The organism is Desulfovibrio intestinalis, from assembly GCF_014202345.1.
In the GTDB taxonomy this organism is placed as follows: domain Bacteria; phylum Desulfobacterota; class Desulfovibrionia; order Desulfovibrionales; family Desulfovibrionaceae; genus Desulfovibrio; species Desulfovibrio intestinalis.
The window spans coordinates 202,800-222,857 of record NZ_JACHGO010000006.1 but is presented as its reverse complement, the minus strand read 5'-3'; the positions used below and the strand labels follow the sequence as shown (position 1 = coordinate 222,857).

Genomic DNA, 20,058 nt, shown 5'->3' with positions numbered 1-20,058 from the left:
GCATGGCGTGCTAGCGGCCAGTCAACGATGCCGGATCCTACTACTGGCGCAGGCTTCAATGGGGGACAAGGGCACATGCACAGGAACATCCGCGTCCTGGCGCTTCTTGCCTGGGCGGTTCTCTGCCTGGTGCAGGCGGTGTCGCCTTTGCTGTCCTACGCTGCTTCCCGTACCGTGTGGGTGGGCGTCTACCCTCTCGCGGGCTTTCACCGCATGGAAAACGGCCAGGCTGTCGGCTACAGTGTGGATTATCTGGAACACATCAGCAGGTATGCCGGCTGGCGTGTGGAATATGTCCACTTTGACAACTGGCATACAGCGCTCGAAGCTCTGAACAAAGAGCACATAGATCTTCTGGGCGGAGCCCTGTTCACTCCTGAACGCGCAAAGCGCTTTCTTTACAGTCCTTATGCTTACGGCACCACCTACACTGCCCTCATCGCCCCCAAGGGCACGCCTTTTATCTATGAAGATTTCAAGAGTTTTGAAAAACTGCGCATAGGCAGAACTGCCGAAAGCCCTTGGCAAAAGGGCTTTGCAAACTACGCCAGGCATAGCGGCTTTACACCTCCGCCGGTGTTGCCTTTCAGCGACCTCACAGCCCTGCGGCAAGCCATGACCGAAGGCAAACTGGACGCCATTCTGACCACGGTGACCGCCCTCAAGGACGATGAAACCATCCTTGCCAAGTATGATCCACTGCCTTTCTTCTTTATAACCACAAATACCAACCCGGCTCTGATGGAAGAGCTGGAACAGGCCATGGCCCAGCTGAAGCTCGAACAGCCTGATCTTGAAAACAGGCTGGCCCGCGCCCATATGTGGCGCAGCTACCAGACTCCGCTGACCAAGGCAGAGCGAGATTTTGTCACTGAAAGCCCCGCCCTGCGCGTGGGCTACATTCCAGACCGCAAACCCATGTCCTGGTTTGAGCCTGAAACAGGTGAAGCCAGAGGCATTTTACCCGACCTTCTGCGCCTTATGGGGCGAACCAGCGGCCTGCGCTTCACCTTTGTGCCCATGAATGAACAGGACACAAACCTTGATGAATATTTTGTGCGCGACAAGATTGATCTGTGCGCCGGGGTCATGTTCACGCCGGGCAACAAGACCAGTCCCGTCTACAGGCTCTCTTCTCCTCTGCTGCGCAGTGGATTAAGCCTGTATGGCAAAAACTTTTTTGAAATTACTCCCAAGGCGTCCCTGTCGGTTGCCATGCCTGCAAACTGGTATGATGGCCGCAACTATCTGGAAATGTACTATCCAGACATGCGGTTGTGCTTCTTCAATAATACGGAAGAATGCCTGAAAGCGGTTGCCGAAGATCAGGCCGACCTGCTGCTGCAAAACACGCTTGAGGTGGACTACCTTCTGGCCAAGCCACGGTTCAGGGAAGTACTTCCCCTGCAGGGGTACAATGGCTTTGAAGATACCCGCCTGGCCGTTAACGCTACTATGCCGCCCATACTGCTTACCCTGCTCAACAAGCAGCTCATGGATGTGGACGAAAAAAGCAAAAGCCAGATAATTTCAGAAAACATTTCCGCCGTAGCCACGCCCCTGAGCCTGAAGGACATGGTCTACGAATACCGCACCCTGCTTCTGATCGTTGGTGAGTTGCTGCTCTTTGCCCTGGCTCTTCTTGGCTATATTCTCTTTTTGCGGGGAAAGAACAAAAAATCCGCCTCAAAAAGCGAACGCCGCCTGACCAATATGGCCAACAACATCAACGGCGGCGTCATCAGCCTTACACCCAACGTGCGTCTGGATATCCGCAATGCCAACAGCGGGTTTTGGCACCTTCTGGATTATGGCGACAACCCGCCTGAGATGCCAAGTCTTGCCGACTTTTTGCGTCCCGCTGAAGCCGAACAGCTGTATCGGCGCCTGGAAAGTCAGCAGCAAGAAGGCTCGGCAATCAATATGGAGCTGAGCCTGCGCCGGAAGAATGGCCTTTGGATACCCGCGCTTTTGCGTTGCACATGGTCCAGCGACGAGCACGAGATTTCCCAACCCTGCCTGGATTGTGTGGTTGTGGACATCACCGACCAAAAACAAATGCAGGAAGAACTGGAGCAGGAAAAAGAGCGCTACCGCATTATTCTTGAGCAGTCGCAGGACATCATTTTTGATGTGGACACGGAAAAAGGCCAGTACACCTGCTCACCCAACTTTTATACCAAGTTTGGCCGCGAAGGCACGCCGCTGTTCGCTCCTGATGGGCGGCCACGCAATGACCAGATCGTACACCCGGACGACATTCCCGCTCTTGCGGAAATGCGGCGGCGGGTGCGCGCCGGCGAGCGCACGGTCTTTGGCGTCATGCGCGTGCCAACGGCTATGGGCCGTTATATCTGGTGCCGAGTGCAAACCACGCGCATCAGCAAGAAAGACGCTCCTCTGCGCATCGTGGGCAAGATTGTGGATATTGACGAAGAGGTGCGCCGCAGAGCAGAGCTGGAGCGCCTTTCTCAGCGCGACAGCCTCACAGACCTCTACAACAAGGTGGCCTTTCGCGAGAGGGTCGTACAGAATCTGCCGTGCAAACCCCAGGGCAACAACACGCATGCCCTACTTTTTCTGGACCTGGACAACTTCAAGGCCCTCAATGACAGTTTGGGGCACATAGTGGGCGATGCCGCTCTGGCCGAGACAGCGGATGCTCTCAAGCGCATCTTCCGCAATGCCGATGCAGTGGGGCGCTTTGGCGGCGACGAATTTTGCGTTTTTGCGATGGGCATTACCCGCAACGCCATGTCTGCCCGGGCCGAATCGGTACTGAGTTCGCTCTCAATGCATTTTGAACGCGAGGGCAAAGCGGTAGATATTACCGCAAGTATTGGTATTTATATGTTCGATGGCGGCGAAACGTCCTATGAAGAAGCGCTGCAAAAGGCGGACAATGCCCAGTACAGGGCCAAGCAGCTTGGCAAAAATCGTTATGTTTTTCATGATGATGCGCTGACGGATGAAGAGTTGGCCGAGCAACAGGAGAATGACGCGCAAAATGACGCTGCTGATTAGGCAGTGTCGTCACGAGCGCCTTTCCAGTTATTTCCGCGTCGAACTTCGCCTTTTATTCCAGTCGAGTACTACCAGAGTACGCCCCCTACATAAAAGTCTCGTTCTCCTTGAAATCACAAGAAAATTCATCTCGTGACGACACCGCCTAGAGTAATATTATTTTTTGATTTTTGACGGCTGTTTACTTGTTGGCGAGTGGGCAGCCGATTTTCTTTTTTAAGGGGAAGGCATGCCCTGCGGGCGCAGTAGAAAAACGGTGTCGCTTTTATAAAACCATTTGTACCCTGCGGGTACGGCGGTTTTCCTTCTCTTTAGCTCTGCCGCACGCCGCGCAGGCAGTGCCGTCACGAACGCCTTTCCAGTTATTTCTGCGTCGGGCTTCTCCTTTTATTCCAGTCGAGTACTATAAGAGTACGCTCCCTACATAAAAAGTTCGCCCTCCTTGAAATAACAAGAAAATTCTCCTCGTGGCGACACCGCAGAGGCGGCCAAAACAATACAAATTGAAAAACATTCACCCTATATCCAACTTCATACCACTTACAATATGGCGCTTACTTCCGATTCATCTCAAACCATTTCTTGCCATCTGTTACTATGTACCCCTTGGCAGAAAGGTCTTTGCCCTTAAGGCCCGGATAGTCAGGCCCATAGCGGTAGGCACGGTGGATCATATTTTGATACATGTGCGTCACCGGCACACCCTTTGGCGTGCGCAGCACATGCTCCGCGTCCAGCATGATCGGAGAATTTTTGCCTTCCATAATCGGGCTAATGAACTCCCAAACCACCTTCTTGTCGCGAGTGACCTCAAAAAGGTGACCATGCTGCGTGGAGGTGACCAGATAGTTGCCATTAGGCAGTTTTTGAGCCGCACCCTGGCGGTAACTGAAAAAACTATTGCCGTCATTAGCCGCATATTCCCATACAATCTTGCCCGTGGGCACATCAACCTCCAGCACTCGGGAGCGGTTGGGTTCGGCGCGTTCTGAACCATTGTCAAAAATGGAGATCAGGTTTTCCCCGATCATTGAGGCATGATGTGAACCGAAAATAATCTGGGACTGATCGTCATACCATGTTGGAGCTGCACCCTTGCCGTGAGAAGACGGGTTGCCCCAACGCCATTCAATTTTTCCAGTTTTTTTATCAACAAGCAGTGCTTCGGAAAAATTGCGAGAATTCATAAGCACTTTGTCGTTGCCATCTTTTCCTGGAACAAATTCCAAGGTGTTGAAGTGCGACCAGTCATAGCTGTCGTAACCTGCTCCCGCCTTTTTGGGGACGATATAATTGGGATCAAGCTGATCCTGCCCTTTGCCCAGATGATCCATGAGGCGCCATTCCCACACGGTTTTGCCGCTTTTGTCCACTTCACGAACAAAATCAACCCAAAAGTCGGTGAGTGCCTTGCCCTTGATAATCACAGGCTCTGAGGGAATGGTTTTAGGATCACGGCCCTTGGCTATCATTTTATCGTTGGATACCCTCTCCCAACCCAAAATCAATGTGTTCCCATTGGGCATGCGGTCAAAGGTGTGATGCGAAATATGGTCATTGTCGGCCATCTGGTAAGACCACACTACATTGCCATTCCAGTTGATTTCATCAAGAATGCCTGCCCACCCGCCGATTTTCGCATGTGCGTCTTCATTTTTCGCATTACGCAACACCAACAGGTTACCATCGGGCAGCAACCGTGAATGGAAAATGGAGTTTTCGGCATTTTTTATGTGCCACGTGTGTACAATACCCCCCTCCATGTCCATAAGATACACGACATTATTTTTTTCTGTGGGAGTAAACAGCGTATACCCGTTAAAGCACTTGTCTTTTTCGTAATACAAAACACCCGTGGGGCCATTGTGGAGTTCGTAAGCAACTGCATTGGCAGCAAAAGAAATAACAAAGGTGAAAACCAGAAGCGCAAGGCGTTTAAATCTCGTTCGCATAAGTTCTCCTCTGTTCAAAATGAAGTACGAATTACCCTCAGCATACGAGGACTTTTTCATTTGTGACAGGAATCACGAGAAACATATGTAGCAGAGACTACACTTCCGCAAACAGCAATAACATTGTTTTCCAACACAACGCACTTGTTAATTCTTTTTTTCAAATAATGTCCTGAATCATTAACGTAGCAATATTTTAGTTTTTATAGCTATATACTCTTATCGCTACACCGTTCTATAGTTTTAAATTTCTTTCAATCATCATTCCAGCTATTTACAACACATCATCCAAACACTAAATAATCGTTAAGATCATTATTTGACGACATTGCGTGGAGAGAATGACACTGATAATCACGTAGCACAGCTCCATTCTTCCCCATTCGCTTATCGCGTAAACTCGTCCCGAAGGACACAACACCCCTCACTCAAAAATCCAGCCCCAAACTTCCGCAGTAACGCCCCACAAATAAAAAAGAAAAAGGCCCCCCGCTACGTGGGGAGCCTTTATGCCCTTACGGGCCGGGAGTGTCATGTTGAGAGAAAAACTAATTCATTGTGGCGCGGCGCAAGCCGCCTATTTCCACAAACTGCTGTACTTGGCAGCTATGCCGTCGGTGCGCTCAACCAGCTTGTCCACAAGGCCATCCACATCTTCGTAGTTGATGGTGCCAAGATCACGGGCCAGAAGATAGCCAAGATACCCCTTGCCCTGCTTGAAAACCCAACACACGGAATATACTGACCCCACGCCGGGGCGGCCAGGAAATTCGGGTTTGGTCTCAATCATGACGTAGAGTTTGGCGATGTCTTTTTCTTCATCGTCATTCAGAGTGAACAGGCTGCTTTTGTTGAAGCGATCCTTCAGGGTCGTGCCCAAACGTGCGCCAATGCTGTCTGTGCCTTCAAGAGTCACGCTCACAACAGTCACACGGTCCACGCTTTTTTCGGGCTTGTCCTGTACGGGCTTGCCCGCCTGCGGAGTGGCGGCCACCGCTGTTCCTGCCATAATCAACGCGCAGAACAGGGCCAGAATACCAAAAAATTTATTCATGCCTTTTCACCTCAAAATACAGAGTATGCGGCAGATCCGGCAATGCTGCCAATCCGCGGCTGACGCGGCTTCTGGATCTGTCGTCTTTACTCTATATAAAGTTTAGAAAAAAGAAAAGCGCTCCTGCCCAGCTAATTGGCTGTTACTTTTTTTACACAAAATCACGGTCCGCCGCCAACATCTGCTCACCACCTGCAACACTTTGTTACAATTTGACATGCTGTGCACATAGTCCGGCTTTCGGGCTTTGTTATGTATGAAGTTATGCATAACGAAACCGCTCTCCCACATCTGCGGCCCTATACCTCGACACCATTGCCACTGGATTTCTTTCGCAGAGGCCTTGATTATCTGCGCGACAGATGGCCTTTGGGGCACTCCCTTCCTGTACCAGACAATTTTTTGCAGGCCGCTGCCAACCAGAGCAAAGCGCCCTCATGGCATATGGAATCCATTGTTCGCAGGATCTGGCGGCGGCATGTGTGCATCCCCTGCGGCTGGATTGCCCGTCATTTGCCGCGCCATTCGGCAATTTTTGAACCCGGTTGCGGCAGTGGAGCCAACTTGCTGTGGCTGGCTTCCCAGGGATTCACACGACTGAACGGCAGCGATATAGACGAAACCGTGCTTGCTTTCTCAGAAGCATTGCAGACGCAAATGGGCCACAGCCTGAACATCTGGCAGGACAATGCCCTTGAGCCTTCACGCCTGCCGGAAAACCAGGGGGCCATCCTTTCGGTCAACTGGCTGTACCACCTGCCCGGCGCATCGCTGGACGCTTTCTTTGAAACATATAAGGGGTGCCTCAGTCCCAAGGGCGTTTTTGTTTTTGACACTATCAGCCATAAGTACAATGCCGTTCCCAACAACCAGTACCATACTAAAGACTGGCGAAAACCCGAAGATCAGCGGCGTCCGTCAGAATACACCTTTCGCCTGTCCCCGCCGGAAGTTGCGGAACTGGCCCGCAGGCACGGTTTCAGGGTACTGCGTCAAACTATGACGCACAGCCGCCCGCAACGCAGTGTTTACATGCTTGGTAAAAAAAAGCAGAGCTGAACCGGGGCAACGGTTTTCTCTGCCAGTTCCAGGTGGTTTTGAAATACGGCGGTCTGCTTGCGGAATATGTGCCCGCGCATTTTTTCGTCAGGCAGGCCGCCCTTCTACCAACGGTAGTTCCAACCGCGCCCTGAGACCGCCTTGTGGCAGATTGCTCAAATTTAGGGTACCCCTATGCATGCCAGCCATGCCTTGGGCGATGGACAGGCCAAGGCCGTGGCCGCCAGTGTGCCGATTACGCGACCCTTCCACACGAAAAAACGGTTCAAAAACCTTCTCAAGCAGAGCCGGGTCTATACCTGGCCCCTTGTCATCTATATCTATACGCAACACCAGCTTTTCGCCGGGCCTGCGCAGCACTGAAGCGGCAAGCACGGCCTCTTGCCCGTAACGCAGGGCATTATCCAGCAGGTTATCCAGGCAACGCCGCAAGGCCACAGGAAAAATCAGGGCAGACAGTGCAGTGTCCGGCTCCGCCGTCATGAGAACATTCTGGCCCATTTCGCGCCTGTCCTCCACAATGGCTTCAAGAAAAGCCTGTATGTCCGTGCGGGTGGGGTCTTCCACATGCCTCTCGCACAGGGTCATGGCCGTGCCCATTTCTACGATGGAGTGCAGGCTGTGCACGTCTTCAAGCATTTTTTGCTTAAACTCTCCACCGGGCGCGCTTTCAAGACGCAGACGCATACGGGTGAGCGGCGTACGCAGGTCATGCGACAAGGCCGCGAACATACGCTCCCGCTCCTCCATAACGCCGCGTATGCGCTCTTGCATGGCATTGAAAGCCTGGGCGGCATGACGCACTTCACTGGGGCCTTCGTCTGGCACCATATAGGGCACCCCCTGGTTCAGGCCAAAACTTTCGGCAGCTTTGGCAAGACTGCGCAAGGGGCGCACCAGCCTGTAGACAATAAGAATCAGCAGAGCCGCGAAGACAAAAAACTCCAGAGCCAGCACAAGATAGGGCATGTCTTCAAGGTGCGCCCGATGCCCCGGCCCAGCATAGGTAATGTTCAGCCATGTGCCGTCGGTAAGCTGCACGGTCAGATGCGCCAAAAACGAACCGGAGACATCCCAGAGCGAAAAAAACTTTTCAAAAAAGGAGGCCCATTCCCCGGATTCCTTACCGAGCACGATTACCTGCACCTGCGCCTGCAATGCCCTCGGTTTCTGCCCCGGCACAGACATGTCGTCCAGCGCTTCCTTGATGTGGTCGAGAAAGAAACGCGAAAGCTTGTCCTGCCCCTGCGGCATGTCGGGTTTTTTGTCCAGAGTTGTAATAGATACTTCTGAAATCTTGGCCAAGCTGGACACAAGCGCGGGTCTGTCCTGCGCGGGCTCGGCTTCGAGCATACGCACGCACAGGGCGATGGTGGCACTGTGGTTGGCCAACATGTTCTGCACCAGATGCCGCTCGAAAAAGTCGGCCACCGTCAAAATGGTAAGGGTGTGCAGAACAAAAAAAGCGCCGAGCAAAAACAGGGTCAGGCGGGAAAACAGACTTTTAGGCAGATGCCGCGCGGTATTCATGCGCCGTCCTGCCGAACGTCTGCTGTCCATATATAGCCATCGCCGCGCACGGTTTTGATCAACCCTGCTTCTTCGCCATTTTCGTCACGCAGGCGCGTACGCAAACGGCTCACCTGTACGTCAATGCTTCTGTCAAAAGCGTCCAAGCTGCGGCCCTGCGTCAACTCCATAAGGGCGTCACGGCTGAGCACTGTTTGCGGATTGCGCAAAAATGCCATGAGCAGGCGGTATTCGGCTCCGCTCAGGTTCACCATAACCCCGCAAGGGGAGTGCAGGCAGCGCACGGCCCTGTCCAGACGCCAGCCAGCAAAAGACAGGCAGCCCTTTTCGTGAAAGCGTCCCGGCGCAGGAGCGCCGCCCTTGCGCCGCAACACGCTGCGGATGCGGGCCAGAAGTTCGCGAGGCTCAAAGGGTTTGACCATGTAGTCGTCAGCCCCAAGTTCAAGCCCCACAACACGGTCCATACTTTCACCCAGAGCGCTCAAGAAAATTATGGGAATCTGCCACTGCTTACGCACCTCACGGCAAACCACAAAGCCGTCCTGGCCGGGCATCATGACATCCAGCACAATGAGATCAGGCTGGCTGTGGCGCAACATATCCATCAGCGCCGTGCCGCTTTCAGCGCAGCTCACCACAAAACCGTGCTGCTTCAGGTAATCCGACAAAAGACCGAGAATTTCCTGATCGTCATCCACAAGACATATTGTTTGTCGGCGCTCCATTTTCACCTGCCTGCATGAACCCTGTTTTCGCCTGCGACCGGCTGCGGCTGAAAGGCGGATTTATATTCTTTTTTCACACTAAGCCGCCGCACAGGAACTTTCAATGCGCGGCAAACAGACTACAAGCCCGGCCACGCGGCCGCAGCTGCCTGCTCAAGCGAGCTGGCAATACCGCTCAAACAGCTGGCGCAGCGTCTCCACACCTTCTTCAAGCTGCTTTTCGCTAAAGCCGCCAAAGCCAAGCATGAGGCCCGGCCTGCCCGTTCCCTTTCCATACAGGGATGAAACAGGCCGCACGGCCAGCCCTTGCCGAGATGCCGCAAGGGACAGGGCTACATCATCCACATGCGGGGCCAGCCAAAAAATCAGATGCATGCCCTGCTCGCCGGGTTGGGGGCTGCCCCAGTTTGCAAGGCGCGCTTGCAGCAGATCCAGCAGTATCTGTCTTCTCTGGGCATACAGCTTGCGGATGCGCCGCACATGGGCCTCAAAATAGCCTTCCCTCATGTACGCGGCCAGCACATGCTGCTCTGCCGTGGGCGACTGCTTGTCCATAAGACTGCGCGCCCCTGCAAAGGCCCCCACAAGCCTTTGCGGCACAATGGCATAGCCGATGCGCAATGAAGGAAAGAGCACTTTGCTCATGGTGCCAAGATAGATGACACGCTGCGGATCAAGCCCCTGCAAAGAAGGAAAAGGCTGGCCTGAAAAACGCAATTCGCTGTCGTAGTCGTCTTCCACAATCCAGGCTCCGCAGGTGCGCGCCCAGGCCAGAAGCTCCATACGGCGGGGCATGCTCATAACCATACCCAGAGGAAACTGGTGCGAAGGCGTCACGAATGCCGCGCGAGCGTCAGGGCATTGTACCGCCCCGGCAGAGACGTCCACGCCTTGCCCGTCCACAGGGATACGAAACACCCGCGCCTGCACGTCCTCAAGCACAGTCATGAGGCCGGGATACGCAGGATTTTCCGCCCACGCAGGCTCGCCCGGCCCAAGCAGAATGCGCCCCGTAATATACAAGCCCTGCTGCGCGCCGTTGGTGATGACCACATTTTCCGGTTCGCAGACGACGGCTCTGGACTTGCGCACATATGCGGCAATGGCTTCACGCAGTTCCTTGAGCCCACAGGGATCTTCATAGCCCGTAGGGGCGGCCTCCATACTGGCGCGCACACGGTTGCCCAGCCGCCGCCAGTTCTGGTCGGGGGCAATGCCCGCAAGGGGCACGGCGACAGAAAAGGGCCGCAGGGGTTGCGGCGCGAAGCGTTCGGCAAAGGCGGCGAAGCGCCCTGCATTGGGCGGCATATCGGCCTGTGCCGTTTCCAGCTGTTTGGGAAAACGAAAGGGCGGTTCAGCCTGCGGCCAGTTTGGCAGGGCATCGCCAGCGTGGCGGTGCAACAGACGTTGCGGGCCTGCCGCGATGGGCAGGCGGCCCAGATCACGGGCCACATAGGTTCCTGCACCCACACGGGATTCAAGATACCCCTCGGCCACAAGCTGACTGAACACATCCGCCACAGTGCCGCGCGCAAGCTCCAGCTTGCGCGCCAACAGACGGCTGGCTGGCAGCCTGTCGCCAGGGCGAAGCTGACCACTTTCTATGGCTTCACGCAGACGGGCGGCAAGCTGCCGCCCCATGCTTCCTGGCCGGAGCAACAAGCCGCCCAAGGCGGCCAGATCATTTGTTATGCTTTGTTTGCCCATAATGGCCCAATGATTTTTTTATTAATGGCTCTGTACCATAGTCCAATTAACCCATAATGCAAAGGCGTGCGCCGGGTCTCAGACCCGTATTTTAGCAAGCATCACGCTGGAGACATCATGAAAAACATTCTGCTTCTTCTGGCCATTGCCGCTGGCGGATGCCTTCCCATTCAGGCGGGCATCAACGGTATTTTGCGGCGTTTTCTGGGTGAACCAATGCAGGCCGCCCTTGTATCTTTTGCCGTGGGCACACTGGGCTTGTGGGGCTACAGCCTCGCGGCGCGCCACAGCTGGCCCAGCATAACCGAGCTTGCCGCTGTGCCCTGGTGGCTATGGACAGGCGGGCTGCTCGGCGCAGTTTTCGTCACCTGCACCATACTGCTCGGCCCCAAGCTGGGAGCCGCCACCATGACGGCCTACATGTTGCTGGGACAACTTGCGGTGTCTATTGTTCTTGACCACTTTGCCCTGGTGGGATTTCCCGAGCATCCGGTGTCGCTGCTGCGTTTGCTGGGGGTAGCCATGCTGTTCGGCGGAGCCATTCTTGTGCGGATTTTCTAGCCAAAAGCACCTCTTTTGGAGGGCGCAACCCGCATACGCTCTTGAGCCTGCTCCCCGGAAGCGCTACAATCCCTTAAATTATTTTCCACCGAGGAGCCCCGCATGCAGCGAACCCTGATTATTGACGCTCTTAATGCCGAAGAGGCACAGCCCTCCATAGTCCTGTGCGGCTGGATTCGTACGCGCCGCGACGCCAAAGATTTCAGCTTTGTGGAAATCAACGACGGTTCCTGCCTTGCCAACATGCAGTGCATTGTGGATACAGACACCGCGGCCCATCTGGGCCTTGCCGAGGCGACAACAGGCGCAGCGGTGCGCATCGTCGGCGAACTTGTGGCTTCGCCCGGCAAGGGGCAAAAGTGGGAAGTGCGCGCCCAGAAAGTTCAGGTATACGGGCTGGCCGACCCCGAGACCTTTCCTCTGCAAAAAAAGCGGCATTCTGACGAATTTTTGCGCACCATCGCCCATCTGCGCCCGCGTACCAACAAATATGGGGCCATGTTCCGCATCCGCTCCGAAGCTGCGTTTGCCGTGCACGATTTTTTTCGCAGCCACCACTTTTCTCTGGTTCACACGCCTGTGCTCACTGGCGCCGACTGTGAAGGCGCGGGCGAAATGTTTCGCGTTACCACGCTTGAACCCGGCGTAAAGGATTTGAGCGAAGACTTTTTCAGCCGTCAGTGCAACCTCACGGTTTCCGGCCAGCTTGAGGCCGAAGCCCTGGCCACGGGACTGGGACGCGTTTACAGCTTTGGCCCCACCTTCAGGGCCGAAAACTCCAACACCCCGCGTCATGCCGCAGAGTTCTGGATGATCGAGCCGGAAATGGCCTTTGCAGATCTGGACGACCTTATGGAACTGGGCGAGGGCCTGACCCGTCATGTGGTGGACCATGTGCTTACGCGCTGCGAAGGCGACGTGGAACTTTTTGACAACTTTGTGGACAAGGGACTGCGCGAACGCCTGCAACATATGCTGGCTGCCCCCTTTGCCAGGGTTTCCTACACCGAAGCCGTGGAAATTCTGCAAAAAAGCGGTAAAAGCTTCACCTTCCCCGTGTCCTTTGGCACGGACCTGCAAACCGAGCACGAGCGTTATCTGGCCGAGGAACACTTTAAAAAGCCTGTGATCGTTTATGACTATCCCAAGGATATCAAAGCGTTCTACATGAAGCAAAACGACGACAACAGAACCGTGGCAGCTATGGATATGCTGGTGCCCCGCATTGGCGAGCTTATCGGCGGTTCCCAGCGCGAAGAACGCCTCAGCAGGATTGAAGCCCGCATCCGTGAAATGGGCCAGAACCCCGAGGACTACTGGTGGTATCTGGATCTACGCCGCTTTGGCACCGTGCCCCACGCTGGCTTTGGCCTTGGCTTCGAGCGTCTGCTCATGATGCTTACGGGCATCACCAATATCCGCGACGTTATTCCCTTCCCGCGCACGCCCGGCAATCTGGAATTTTAGAGCATTTTAACTTTGAAAGAGTTTAAATGCTCTAACGCTGCACAAGCGTGCAGCGCGCCGCAACGCGGCGTGGATTCTGCCGAAAATCGCATTTTTCGGCAGAATGACAACTTTGAAATGTAATGCATTTCAAAGTTAATCTGATCTAGAGCTTTTCACCTTGAAATGCTTTGTGGTGGAGAGCTCCTTTTGCAAAAGGGGTTCTCCACCACACCCCTCCCCTAAAATTCTTATTCTTGTTCAGCCTGCTGCGAAGATTCTCCTGCCCTGAAGCGGGGTTCTCAAGGCCACTACTTTGGGGCACCGCACTACCTCAAACCGGGCATGCTGCAATCGTTAGCAGCATTGGGGGTTTGCTGCACTTGCAAAACAACTGATCCGCCCGCATCAGGCTGCTCAAGCCATTCCCCGCGCATCGCCCACAAAAAGCTTCCCTGCTGGCGGCCCTGCAACTCTTTGTTTATTTTCGACTTTAAAATACGTCATTTTTTAGGCCATTTAGCGCCCTTCACTTTTGCCAGGATGGAGGCTATACTGCCGCCTCACTGCGCGCATACGCCGCGCCCTTTTTATCGGCGGCTCCGTAAGGCCGTCGGGCATCGCCCCAAGGAGAGCGAAAGACCATGAGCAAGAAGCTGACTGTTGCCGTTGTGGGCGCCACTGGCGCCGTAGGCCGTGAGATGCTCAAGACCCTTCACGAGCGCGAATTTCCTGCCACGGAAGTGCGTGCCTTTGCTTCCGCCCGTTCAGCTGGCATTAAAGTGCCCTTTGGCGAGCGTGAACTTACTGTTGAAGAGCTGAAAGAAGACGTCTTTGAAGGCATTGACCTGGCCATTTTCTCCGCAGGCGGCGCCGCTTCGCAAAAATTTTCCCCTCACGCTGCCCACGCGGGTTGCGTGGTGGTGGACAATTCCGCCGCATGGCGCATGGACGAGCGCTGCCCCCTGGTGGTGCCTGAAGTTAATGCCGGCGCTCTGAACGGGCACAACGGCATTATCGCCAACCCCAACTGCTCCACCATCCAGATGGTCGTGGCGCTGAAGCCCCTGCACGACGCCGCCAAAATCAAGCGCGTTGTGGTTTCCACCTATCAGGCGGTTTCCGGCACGGGCCAGAAGGGTATTGAAGAGCTGGAACGTCAGGTGCGCGACCTTTTCAATGGCCGCGACCCCGAAAACAATACCTACCCTTACCGCATCGCGTTCAACTGCCTGCCGCACATCGACGTCTTTCTTGAAAACGACTACACCAAGGAAGAAATGAAGATGGTTCATGAGACCGTGAAGATTTTCAACGATCCTTCGGTCAAGGTTACGGCCACATGTGTGCGCGTGCCCGTGTTTTACTGCCATGCGGAATCCGTCAACATCGAGACGGAAAAGAAAATGTCTGCCCGCGACGCCCGCGTCATGCTTTCGCAAGCGCCCGGCGTGCGCGTGTTCGACAATCCCCGCGAGCTTATGTACCCCATGCCCGGCTACTGCGTGGGCGACGACTTCACCTTCGTGGGCCGCATCCGCGAGGACGAAACCATTGAAAATGGCCTCAATATGTGGATCGTGGCCGACAACGTGCGCAAGGGCGCGGCCCTCAACGCCGTGCAGATTGCCGAAGAACTCGTGCAGCGCGAGCTTGTGCGCGTGACGGACAAAGACATCTTCATGTCATAAAGCAAAACGGCGCCGGGAATGCCTATTCCCGGCGTGTAAGCCACGCTCGATCAGAGGCCGACGCGCAATTTGCAGCGTTTGCGCCTGCAAGACGAGCGAAAGCTCACGCAACTGCCAGAGCCGTTTCAATTGAAGAAGCTCTGGAACTTATGCCTTCAAGGCGCGCGCGGGGCGGCATTACGCCCCGCGCAGCCATTGAGGAGACCCCCCTTGAAAGCAGTGGATGCCCAGACCTATCTAACGGCCCTGCTGGCCGCCCCCCGGCCCGGATCAGAAAACGTGCTGGCTTTTTATGATCACAGGGTGGGCCATATCTGCACCGACGCCAGCCTTTTGCTCCTGCCGCTCGACGACCATATCTGCCACAGGGGCGACGGCCTTTTTGAGAGCATCAGCTACCGTCAGGGCAAGATGTTCAGCTTTGACCAGCATCTAACCCGCCTCAAGGACGGGGCCGCCGCGCTGAAAATCACGCCCCCCTGCTCGTGGGACAGCCTGCGTCATATCATTCTGGACGTTGCCCGTGCAGCGGGAACCGACCACGGTGATATGCGTGTTTTTCTGAGCCGTGGTCCCGGCGGCTTCGGCATCAGCCCGGCAGAATGCCCTCAGGCGGGGCTGTACATTGTGGCCCTGCGCAAAAAATTTGCAGGCGAAGCTTTTTATGAAAAGGGGCTTACCGCCTTCACGAGCGACATTCCGCCCAAGCAGGAATACCTGGCCCGCATAAAGAACACCAACTATCTGCCCAATGTCTTCATGGCTATGGAAGCCACCCAGAAGGGCATGGACGTTGCCGTGACCTTTGACGAATACGGCTTTATGGGCGAGGCCGCCACGGCCAACGTAGGTTTGGTGGACGACAGCGGCCGCCTGCTCTGCCCGGAACTCAAACGCATTCTGCCCGGCACAACCATGCTGGCTGGCCTTGAGCTAGCGGCCCGGCGCACCCCCACGCCCCTGACTGTACAGGAAAGACCCATCCACAGGGACGAAATCGCCACGGCACGCGAAATGCTGCTTTTCACCAGCTCCACGCTTTGTGTGGGTGTTACACATTTTGACGGTATTGCCGTCGGTCAGGGCGAGCAGCGCGGCAAGCCCGGTCCGGTGGCCCGCTGGCTCAAAACTGCCCTGCTCGATCATCTGCTGGAACAAGGCACTCCCTTCTGATGCGTGTACTGCTGATTGCCCTGCAAAATACCCCTTCTGGCCCCGCCACACTGGACGAGCAACTTCGTTGGGCCGAGCTTGGCTCGCCCTTGCGCACAGCCCGTATGGAAGAGGAGCATGTGCTTGCGCTGGCCCGCAGCATGCGCGACGGCGGCCGCCTGGCCCCCATGCTGGCCTGCCTTGAAAATTCCAGCCTGTATGCGCGGGCCGTTCAGCTCAACCTGCCCGTGATACCCGTCAGCAGCGCCAGCGCCCGCAATCCTTTCAACCATTGGCGGTTGTGGCGCTGGCAGCGCAGGCATCCCCGTCTTCTGGTGCAAACCGTGGGGCAGGACGCCATGCCCCTTGGACGCAGCGTACTGCGCATGCGGCAACCGGGCGGAACGCTTTTGGCCCACGCCTTTCTTTTGCGCGCGCCCACCCCGCAGAGCCTGACGGGCAAGCCCTTTATATCAGCCCATAAAGTTCTGTGCGGTTCGCGCCATGTTCAGGAGCGTTTGCCCGCTGCCACGGCTGCGGCAAACAAGACCGTTGCGGCAAACAAGACGGCTGCGCCAAACAATATGGCTGTGACAGACCAGGGCGGTCAGGCAGGCGAAAGCACGCAGGCAACTTTGCCCGAATATGGTGAAAAGGGGCGCACCTTGCGCCTGGACGGGGATTTTCTCACCCTGGTAGCGCCGGGCATGAACCTTGACGACTTTGCCCCTTCTTCACCGTGGGGACAGGCAGAAACCCGAACCGCAACCCACTGCGCAGGGACGGAACAACCCTGCCGCCAGCGCTTTGTTTTTGGTTTGGCCGATGCCCTGACGCCGCGTTCCGGCGCGCAACTGGTTACGCGGGCTATGGCTGCCATATGGCAGCGCGACGATCTGCCCCCGTGGGAAGTGCGGGCGCTTGGCGGCGGTCCCCGCTATGCCGAACTGTTGAAAGAAGCTGAAAATCTTGGCGTCAGTTCACGCCTGTGCCTGCTTAATGAACAGGCCTTGCCGGAAGTTTTGCAGCATTGTCATGCCTGGATATCGCCGGGGTCTTCTCCCGAAGAGTTGCCCGAGGGTCTCTGGGCTGGCATGGCAGCCTGCCTGCCCACCGTGTGCAGCAAAAGCCCCCTGCACCGTGAACGCCTGAAGCTGGGCGGGAACACCCCGTCGGACGCCGCCCTGCTGGTGGAAGAAAACGACCCGCAAGCACTGGCCAAGGCCATGATCGACATTATGCAGGATGCCTCCCTGCGCCGCAGCCTTGCAGAGGGCGGCCAGCCCTTGCGGCCCCACATCGGACTTGAATCCTTTGCGGCCCGGGCGTGCAATCTGTATCAGCAGTGGTGCCGCCAGCTCGGCTGGCTGGAACCTCCGCAATCTTCTGAAGACAGCCCACAGGCTTGAACAGTTTTCCATACTGAAATACTATGTCTGACCATCTTTACATACAGCCCAGGAACAATGATGAAGTGTAAGATTTGCAAAGCCGAGGCCATCGTTGCTCTGCGCAGCCACAATGCCGCCTTTTGTCCCCAGTGCTACAAGGAATTTTTCTCCCGGCAGGTGGCCAGGGGTATTGAAAGCCAGAAACTTTTCACCCGTGACGAGCGGGTGCTTGTGGCGCTTTCGGGTGGCAAGGATTCCTTGGCCCTCATGCTGGAGCTTTCGCTTCAGGGATACAATGTCACGGGCCTGCACATCGACCTTGCCATTCCCGTGTCTTCCGCCGCCGCGCGCGGCGTGGTGGAACGGTTTTGCGCCAAGCACGACCTCAAGCTGATGGTAAAAGAAATGGCCGCTGAAGGGCTGCCCATTCCGGCGGTCAAGGATCGTCTGAATCGGCCCGTCTGTTCTGCCTGCGGCAAGATCAAACGCCATTTCTTCAACAAGGTCGCCCTGGACGAGGGCTTTGACGCTCTGGCCACAGGCCATAATCTGGACGACGAAGTCGCCCGCCTTTTCAGCAATACCCTGCGCTGGGACACGGCCTACCTGTCCGACCAGGGGCCGGGGCTGGACAGCGAGCACGGCTTTTCGCGCAAGGTAAAACCCCTCTGGCGGCTCTCGGAATTTGAAACCGCCAACTACGCATTTCTTATGGGCATTGAAAACCACTACGCCCCCTGCCCTTACAGCCCTGGGGCCAGCTTCACCGTACTCAAAGGTCTGATGCAAAACCTTGAAGCTGCCATGCCCGGCCGTAAACTGGATTTTTATCAGGGTTTTCTTGCGCGCGGGCGGCCTGTTTTCGCGCGGCGTGAAGCTGAGGAAGGTGTGCAACTGGCGCCCTGTACCCTTTGCGGCTACCCCACGTCGTCGGGCGAAAGCTGCGGCGTGTGCCGCATTCGCGCTGCCCTGCTGAACGAAGGCTAAGGGACTGTTTCTAAATAATTCTTTTGTCCAACTGCCTGCGTCAAAAGGCCGTTTTTACTCCAGTCATGTACCGTGAGAGTACACTCCTTCCGTAAAAAAGGCCTTTTTCCTTGCCCTTGGCACAAAATTATTTATTTATAAACAGCCCCTGGATCATTTTACTTTGAAGTATTTGCGGGGGAGGGACCCTTTTACAAAAGGGTCTCCTCCCCCACGCCCCCTCCCCCTAAAACTCTTATTTGTATTCCTGCCTGTAACAGGAAGTCTTTTGACCTGAAGCGGGGCTTACAAAGGCAGCGCGCTCCTGCATTGCCAGACTTTGACCAGCCGATGTTTAATATTTTCGCTGTTGTCAGCATAAAAAAGCGCAGCCAGATGGCTGCGCTTTTTTATGTAATATTGCTGAAAAAGATGTGTCTTGGAAGAGCCGTTACCCTTAGTACTTCCTGAACACCAACGAGGCATTATGCCCGCCGAATCCAAACGCGTTGGAGAGCGCCAACGTTGTATCGGATTTAACGGCAGTGTTGCATATGTGGTTCAGGCCGCACTCCTCATCCGGGTTATCCAGATTGATGGTGGGCGGCAGCAAGCCATGCTGCAATGCCAACAAGGAAATGATGCCTTCAATGCCCCCGGCTGCGCCGAAAAGATGTCCGGTCATGGACTTGGTGGCGCTGACCCGCACCGTGTCCAGGCAATCGCGAAAAACTTCCCTGATGGCCTTGCTTTCGGATTTATCGCCTTCCTTGGTTCCGGTGGCGTGAGCATTGACGTAGCCGATTTCACACGGGGCTATTCCGGCCTGTTTGATGGCAATATTCATAGCCCGGGCCGCGCCCTGAAAATCCGGCGATGTGATGTGGGCAGCGTCGCAGGTTGCGCCATAGCCCACCACTTCACCCAGAATTTTGGCCCCACGCTTTTGGGCGTGTTCCATATCTTCAAGCAGAAGAACAGCAGCGCCTTCACCCATGACGAATCCGTCGCGGTCGCGGTCAAAGGGCCGGCTGGCCTGAGCAGGATGGTCGTTATTGGTAGACAGGGCCTTCATGCTTGAAAATCCTGCGAACAGGAAGGGATGAATGCCTGCGTCGGCCCCACCAGCCAGCATCATGTCGGCGTAGCCGTGCCTGATGCTCAAAAAAGCTTCGCCAATGGCGGTGTTGGCTGTGGCACAAGCCGAAACAGGGGCGTAGTTTGCGCCTTTAAAACCTGTTTTGATGGCAATGACGCCCGCAGCCATATTGCTAATCATCATTGGCACCATAAAAGGCGACACACGGCGAGAGCCCTTGGTGAGAAACGCCTCATGGTTGCGCATGATGGTTTCGATACCGCCAACACCGGAGCCCACATATACGCCAGCCCTTTCGGCATCCCAGCCCTCACCGGAAAGATTGCCCATATCAATGGCCTGCTTTGCAGCAGCGTAGGCATACTGGATGTAAAGGTCGTATTTTCTGGCATCCTTGGCGCCCATATAAGCTTCAGCGGGAAAGTTTTCGACCTTGCCCCCGATTTGCACAGCCCCTTCCGCAAAGGCAGGGTCTTCAAGCTTTTTTACACCGGACGTACCAGTTGAAACGTTTTTCCAAAGTGTTTCGACGTCATTTCCAGAGGGTGAAATGATGCCGTATCCAGTTACAACCACCTTACGCATAAGCGCTCCTGAACTTTTATTTACATATCAAGGTTATAATCAAATGCACACGGTATGCACATGGCGTATATGCATCCGGCGGCAAACCCGGCTTCTGGCCGGCCCCGGCCACGCCC

The 20,058-nt window shown here is 55.5% G+C and carries 14 protein-coding genes; 8 read left to right on the top strand and 6 right to left on the bottom strand.

All coding sequences use genetic code 11. From position 1 onward, the window contains the following. The first annotated feature begins 27 nt into the window (after nt 1–27). Nucleotides 28–3,024 carry a diguanylate cyclase gene (locus HNQ38_RS10795; RefSeq protein ID WP_183720550.1) on the top strand — a complete coding sequence of 999 codons (2,997 nt, stop codon included), beginning with the start codon at nt 28–30 and terminating at the stop codon, nt 3,022–3,024. A 554-nt stretch (nt 3,025–3,578) separates the two neighbouring features. Here HNQ38_RS10795 and HNQ38_RS10790 read toward each other — a convergent pair. Then, nucleotides 3,579–4,976 carry an aryl-sulfate sulfotransferase gene (locus tag HNQ38_RS10790; RefSeq protein ID WP_183720547.1) on the bottom strand — a complete coding sequence of 466 codons (1,398 nt, stop codon included), beginning with the start codon at nt 4,974–4,976 and terminating at the stop codon, nt 3,579–3,581. Nucleotides 4,977–5,553: 577 nt separating this feature from the next. Beyond that, entirely contained in the window at nt 5,554–6,030 is a 477-nt protein-coding gene (locus tag HNQ38_RS10785; RefSeq protein WP_183720544.1) for a hypothetical protein, read from the bottom strand. 252 nt (nt 6,031–6,282) lie between these two features. Between HNQ38_RS10785 and HNQ38_RS10780 the strand changes: the two genes are divergently transcribed. Next, nucleotides 6,283–7,089 (top strand): class I SAM-dependent methyltransferase, encoded by an 807-nt coding sequence (locus tag HNQ38_RS10780; protein WP_246388110.1) that lies wholly within the window; start codon nt 6,283–6,285, stop codon nt 7,087–7,089. 87 nt (nt 7,090–7,176) lie between these two features. On the opposite strand, the gene HNQ38_RS10775 is transcribed toward HNQ38_RS10780, so the two are convergent. The 3 genes from HNQ38_RS10775 to pdxR form a co-directional block, all read right to left on the bottom strand. After that, on the bottom strand, nt 7,177–8,619 hold the full coding sequence (locus tag HNQ38_RS10775; RefSeq protein WP_183720541.1) for an ATP-binding protein: 1,443 nt from the start codon (nt 8,617–8,619) through the stop codon (nt 7,177–7,179). Continuing rightward, nucleotides 8,616–9,344, bottom strand: coding sequence for a response regulator (locus HNQ38_RS10770; protein ID WP_183720538.1), 729 nt, complete (start codon nt 9,342–9,344; stop codon nt 8,616–8,618). The genes HNQ38_RS10775 and HNQ38_RS10770 overlap by 4 nt, the downstream gene beginning before the upstream one ends. Nucleotides 9,345–9,497: 153 nt before the next feature. Continuing rightward, nucleotides 9,498–11,051, bottom strand: a complete 1,554-nt coding sequence (gene pdxR, locus HNQ38_RS10765; RefSeq protein ID WP_183720535.1) for a MocR-like pyridoxine biosynthesis transcription factor PdxR — start codon at nt 11,049–11,051, stop codon at nt 9,498–9,500. Between the two features lie 117 nt (nt 11,052–11,168). Here pdxR and HNQ38_RS10760 point away from each other — a divergent pair, with 117 nt between their 5' ends. From HNQ38_RS10760 to HNQ38_RS10735, 6 genes are all read left to right on the top strand, one after another. Beyond that, nucleotides 11,169–11,612: a DMT family transporter gene (locus tag HNQ38_RS10760; protein ID WP_183720532.1), complete on the top strand. Its 444-nt coding sequence runs from the start codon at nt 11,169–11,171 to the stop codon at nt 11,610–11,612. 102 nt (nt 11,613–11,714) lie between these two features. Then, nucleotides 11,715–13,079: an asparagine--tRNA ligase gene (gene asnS / locus HNQ38_RS10755; RefSeq protein ID WP_183720529.1), complete on the top strand. Its 1,365-nt coding sequence runs from the start codon at nt 11,715–11,717 to the stop codon at nt 13,077–13,079. Nucleotides 13,080–13,702: 623 nt separating this feature from the next. Next, complete coding sequence (locus tag HNQ38_RS10750) at nt 13,703–14,749, top strand: aspartate-semialdehyde dehydrogenase (RefSeq protein WP_183720526.1); 1,047 nt, start codon at nt 13,703–13,705, stop codon at nt 14,747–14,749. 219 nt (nt 14,750–14,968) lie between these two features. Beyond that, nucleotides 14,969–15,922 carry an aminotransferase class IV gene (locus HNQ38_RS10745; RefSeq protein ID WP_343060171.1) on the top strand — a complete coding sequence of 318 codons (954 nt, stop codon included), beginning with the start codon at nt 14,969–14,971 and terminating at the stop codon, nt 15,920–15,922. Continuing rightward, nucleotides 15,922–17,310, top strand: coding sequence for a glycosyltransferase (locus HNQ38_RS10740; RefSeq protein ID WP_183720520.1), 1,389 nt, complete (start codon nt 15,922–15,924; stop codon nt 17,308–17,310). The genes HNQ38_RS10745 and HNQ38_RS10740 overlap by 1 nt, the downstream gene beginning before the upstream one ends. A gap of 60 nt (nt 17,311–17,370) precedes the next feature. Further along, nucleotides 17,371–18,279, top strand: a complete 909-nt coding sequence (locus tag HNQ38_RS10735) for a PP-loop family protein (RefSeq protein ID WP_183720517.1) — start codon at nt 17,371–17,373, stop codon at nt 18,277–18,279. A 436-nt stretch (nt 18,280–18,715) separates the two neighbouring features. Here the strand turns inward: HNQ38_RS10735 and fabF are convergent, their stop codons facing one another. Beyond that, nucleotides 18,716–19,942 carry a beta-ketoacyl-ACP synthase II gene (gene fabF / locus HNQ38_RS10730; RefSeq protein ID WP_183720514.1) on the bottom strand — a complete coding sequence of 409 codons (1,227 nt, stop codon included), beginning with the start codon at nt 19,940–19,942 and terminating at the stop codon, nt 18,716–18,718. Between the last annotated feature and the right edge of the window lie 116 nt (nt 19,943–20,058).